General features: G+C 55.4%; 6 protein-coding genes. All 6 read left to right on the top strand.

The genetic code is table 11. From position 1 onward, the window contains the following. A partial coding sequence (locus PG883_RS22595) for a hypothetical protein (RefSeq protein WP_270808295.1) occupies positions 1 to 364 on the top strand: 364 nt, incomplete at its 5' end. A gap of 106 nt (positions 365 to 470) precedes the next feature. Then, positions 471 to 761: a hypothetical protein gene (locus PG883_RS22600; RefSeq protein WP_114522800.1), complete on the top strand. Its 291-nt coding sequence runs from the start codon at positions 471 to 473 to the stop codon at positions 759 to 761. Positions 762 to 1,081: 320 nt separating this feature from the next. Next, complete coding sequence (locus tag PG883_RS22605) at positions 1,082 to 1,396, top strand: hypothetical protein (RefSeq protein WP_185219264.1); 315 nt, start codon at positions 1,082 to 1,084, stop codon at positions 1,394 to 1,396. 21 nt (positions 1,397 to 1,417) lie between these two features. Continuing rightward, entirely contained in the window at positions 1,418 to 2,074 is a 657-nt protein-coding gene (locus PG883_RS22610) for a hypothetical protein (protein WP_114522799.1), read from the top strand. Between the two features lie 47 nt (positions 2,075 to 2,121). Then, positions 2,122 to 3,024, top strand: a complete 903-nt coding sequence (locus PG883_RS22615) for a hypothetical protein (RefSeq protein ID WP_114522798.1) — start codon at positions 2,122 to 2,124, stop codon at positions 3,022 to 3,024. A gap of 701 nt (positions 3,025 to 3,725) precedes the next feature. After that, positions 3,726 to 4,895, top strand: coding sequence for an EAL domain-containing protein (locus PG883_RS22620; RefSeq protein WP_270808298.1), 1,170 nt, complete (start codon positions 3,726 to 3,728; stop codon positions 4,893 to 4,895). Positions 4,896 to 4,917 lie beyond the last annotated feature (22 nt).

Genomic DNA, 4,917 nt, shown 5'->3' on the forward strand with positions numbered 1-4,917 from the left:
GTTGGCCTGCGAGAAGTACCTGCACCTGAATGCGGATCGTCGTAGCTGGTTCCGATCATACGAGCATCTTGTCTTCTGTGTCGCAAATGATGTATCCCCCAGCGGGCTTGTGGTGCGCTCAGAGCACACCAATGTCGAATGGGAGCATCTGATCACGCTCATTGATGCCGAAGCCAAGGAACTGCGCCTGGTGCTCGGAGAGCTGCTGAATGTGGCCCTCATTGGCTTTGCCAACTGGCGCGACGAGGATGAGCGGTCATCTCCCCTGCCCCCAACCTTTGACCATCTCTTCGAGCTCGGCATGGCCTGCATAGACAGCCCCGGCCCGGACCTGCCTCGCAGTTACCGGCGACCTCTTCACTAACCGTCACACACGTACCCTCCCCTTGCAATCGGACCCATAAGTGGGTCTTTTATTTGAAATTTTTGGTAATGTGCAGGGGTGCCATTTGATCAAGGGAGTATGGTAGATGGACGTAGTTGGTAGCAGCGATTTATCGGTTCTTTCCCCCACGTCCCCGTTGCTGGTCACGGTGGACGGCGATTCTTTTGCCCCCTCATCGGTAGCCGAGCTTGTGACTGGGTTAGCCCGTTATTTTCGAGGTCTGAATGTGAGCGTGTCCTGGCTGGACGTCGGGCTTGACCAGCATTTCAGTATGCCGGTGCAAGTTGCGTCAGATGGCAGTGCTCACTGTCTGGTTGGCGATCAGTGTGAGGTCGATTTTGACCACATCCTCTCGGCTACCGGCCTAAATTTCTAGCAAGTTTGTTCATGGGACTTGGCCGGGCATCACCCGGCCTTTTTTTATGCCTGCCTGTCCTGCTGTACCTTTTTCCCCTATTTCATCTCCCTGGTAGCTCAGCGTCGTATGTCTTGCCGTCCGTCGAGGAAACCGGCGGTCTGCCTAATGGTCAAGCGACCGTCAGCACCCTTTCCCCAGCTCTCTGACGTTCCCACTTTGCATTGCAGTACCCACTGGTCGGCGCTTAATAATCATGCGCTCATAATTATAGAAACGCTTGAAAACAGATAAAAACGCCAGTAGTATCGTTTTAGAGATTGCTCAGTTTGGAATCACCGATGAACGCGCTAGACACCACTCAGCCTGCAGCGGAACGAGACGCCATTGCTTACTTCAAGGCGATAGGCCGTGAGGCAGTAGAGCAGCAGTACGAAGCGTTGAGCAAGGTAGCAAATACCCGGTTGCGCGAGCGGGTTTCAGATTACGGCAGTGTGCCGGTCAGCTTCACCGCCTTTGACTTCCTGACGGAAGAAGAGAGGAACCTTCGTCACACCCTGCTGCTTGGCATGATGCTGTGCATCGACGAGGCCGCAGAAGCACGGCAGCGGATTGCCCAACGTATTGCCCAGCGCCGCGCCCGTCGTGCCGCCTGATTTCAATAGAGGAGACGCACTATGGCTCTGTTTACTGTCGTCGGTATGAATCGTATCACCCGCTCACATAGCATCACCGTGGTAGAGGCAGGCACCCGAGAAGGCGCATACACCCTTGTCGCCTTGATGGGCGATCAGCAGCTGGTCTTCTGTGCCGAAGGGGACTTGCGTGGCTTGCTGAAGCTCAATGATGGGCCGGTAGATAGTCAAAGTTGGATCGACTCCATACGAGAGATTGACCCAACTATTGAGGACCGGCTTCGTCTTCGTCTTTACGCGATGGGCTACCTGATCCCAACTGTGGATGGCTGGTACACCTGGGTAGATGAAGACAGCATTCAGGGCTCGCTGGTGTTTCCGACCCTCTATCGCGCCATCCGTCATTGTGTTGACCGGTTAGGCGTCATCCTGCCATCTCAATGGCGCTCTCTTGATATTGACCCTGACCCGGAGCAGATGGCCCTCCTGACCGCACACATGGACAAGCTCGGCCTTTCCTTCATTGCGGTAAATGGCTGGTACACATGGAGCAAAGGAGATTCGCTGGAGATTCGTCTTGGATTCCCTACCGAAATACAAGCTATGCGCCACTGCATTCAGAACCAACACATCAATTTGCTGGATTCGGAGGACGACGTCGTGCGCCCAATCCAGCTGCGTGTCCTGCGCGGAACGTGAGTATCGCCACCCCTTACCGAACCTGAATCCATTACCAAGGAGTTACCATGACCAAGCTCTTCACCGTCGTCTCTATCGAAAGCGAATTTGGCCGTCAAATCTACACCGACCTCGTACATGCTGAATCGAAACATGACGCTTTTACCCTCGTGGCCCTCAAGCGCCACAGCGATCTCATCATTTGCGTTGAGGGTGATGTTGACCAGAGTGAAACAGCCCTGATGGCTGGCTACGATCTCGTCGCGTGTGATGACTGGCTGAATGGATCTGTTCCGCTCACAGAACCGCAAGCGATAGCCCTGATTGAGGAGTTCAAGACTCTCGGCTTCTGGTTTGTCGAAGAGGACGGAGGCTTTGGCTGGGTGGGTCAGGACGGCTCGGAAGGCGGTGAGAACTACGGCTCGTTGCTGCAAGCGATGAAAGAGTGCATCAGTGATAACGGCCTTGATCTGACCGTGGGGAACGAGACTCCCGTGCCCACCTCTGAGCCCGTGAACGAAGTTCCAGCTACCACCAGCGAGTCGGTGGTTGCAGACAAGCTCTACACGGTTATCTCAATCGACAACGACACTGGCTTTACGAATGCTGACCGGGTGGTGGCTGCCTCGACCGATGCCGCCTTCACGCTGGTAAGTATGCAGCGCCGCTCGGTAGATCTGGTGATCTGTGTCGATGGGATGCTGGTTGAAGATCAGAACTGCGCCTACGCCGGGGACGGTTCTGTAGACAGTGACACCTGGCTCGGCCTGTCCGAGCATGACCAGGCCACGCTAGATATGGTGCAGGCGCTACTGGAGAAAGAGGGCGTCATCTTGACTGAACTGGATGATGGTAAGTTTGTATGTCATCCCAGTGATGAGGAGCCCTATGAAGAAGCGGCTTACGAGAGTCGCGCCAAGGCCCTTGCGGACGGGGTATTTAACTACGACATCGTTCTGCTCGAAGTTTGATGCTGTCAGCCGTCGCCCACCAGCCCCGCACAGAGCGGGGTTTTTCATTTGCACGGTAGGGTGTTGCAGCTGATGAGCTCTTCAAATCTGGCAGTCCTTCACGGAAAGCGCGATTTGGCTCTAGGAAAGGTACGGTCAGGACAAGGTGGTGCCGTAAGCATTAGCTAAAATAACACTGTTATTTTGCTTCGGCGTCAGCTGCTGGGGCTTAACTTCCCCCACGGACTGGTCGGCACTTTTAGGAAATTAACACTGTTAATTTTGGATGGCCCAAGGCTTAGCCATGTCACGCAGGCATTTTACAAATTAACACTGTTAATTTTGGATGGCCAAAGGCTAGGCCAGACCAATGCCTTCTAAAAAAATCCGTCGAAGACAACCAGGAACCAGCGCGTCGATCTGATTTTGCCAGCAGGGTAGGGGGTTGAAACGGGTGGTATGGGCCGGGTGCCCGGCCCGAGAAGGTCACTAGGCTAGAGCTGCTTCTTCGTAGTCAAAGCGCACAATGACTGGCTCTCCCCATATGAGTGCGAAGGTGTCAGCCAGCTTGGCCCTGAAACCCTCGACTAAATCAGAGCGCTCCTCTTCGTCAACAACGCACAGATCCAGCAGGTAATCGCCCTGTGCGGTGAGCACCGCATTTTCGCTCCCAAGACCCACAGAGGGATCCCCTTTGGTGGATAGGAACACCTCTTTAATTTATGTTGCAGTCGATGCTGTTGATCCGCTCTGACATGGAGAATGAGGCCGTGGTCACCAGCCTGAACGGCACGGCGCTGCGCTTCATTCTGGGTCTGCTCGATAAGGAAGTCAGCACCTGGTTGCAGATTGGCGACCAGTGGCTCGACAGTCAGGGGCGAGTGTTAGTCACTTCCCCCTTTAACCACCAGATGGCACCCATCACCATCAACTCCAAGCTCTACCCGCTGAAGCTGCACGCCGCCATCATTGGGCCGGTGTCCTGGGGCGACATCTGGCAGTACCGAAAAATTCTGTTCGAGGCGCTGATGCTCCTGTCACTGGTATTGTCCGTGACGGTCCACCAGCTGCTCGGTCAGCCACGTTCCCAACGCAAAAAGCTGCTCCGTGCGCTGCGCAAGAAGGAGATCATCCCCTACCTCCAACCCATCATGTCGTCGGATGGTACTCAGTTGGCCGGGGTGGAACTGTTGGCCCGCTGGCAACAGCCCGGAGGGGTGATGATCCCCCCTGACCAGTTCATCCCGCAAATGGAAGACTACGGGATGATCCCCGCCATGACCCACATGCTGATGGAGGAGGTGGCTGTTCAGTTGGCTGGGCACCCAAACCTGCACGGTCTGCACATTGGCATCAACATCAGTGCCAGTCACTGCCAAGATAACGCGCTGCTGCGTGACTGCCGCCAATTCCTCAAAGCCTTCAAGCCCGGTGCCGTGAAGCTGGTGCTGGAACTGACCGAGCGGCAAATTTTGCTCGATGATCAGCATTCCCATGAGTTGTTTGAAGAGCTAGAAGAGATGGGGGTCGAGCTGGCCATAGATGATTTCGGCACAGGCCACAGCAGCCTTTCCTACCTGCTGGCGTTCAAGGTCCACACCTTGAAGATTGATAAGGCGTTCGTGAGCTTGATCGGCTCACCGAAGAAGGCCGCTTGTGTGGGGCTGGTAGACGGGGTGATCGACATGGCCAAGTCCATGGGGCTGTCGATTGTCGCAGAAGGGGTGGAGACCCAAGAGCAGGCCAGTTACCTGCGGGATCGCGGAGTGCAGATGCTGCAAGGGTACCTCTACAGTCGCCCCCTGCCGGTAGCCACCTTCTGCCAGGACTATTTGATAGAGTCCGGCAGGGAAATTGAGGAGCTTCAGGAGCTGGTGGAAGCCACTGCGTGAGGGACGACCCTAGAACGGAGCG

Source organism: Aeromonas sp. QDB25 (assembly GCF_027707725.1).
GTDB classification, from domain to species: domain Bacteria; phylum Pseudomonadota; class Gammaproteobacteria; order Enterobacterales; family Aeromonadaceae; genus Aeromonas; species Aeromonas caviae.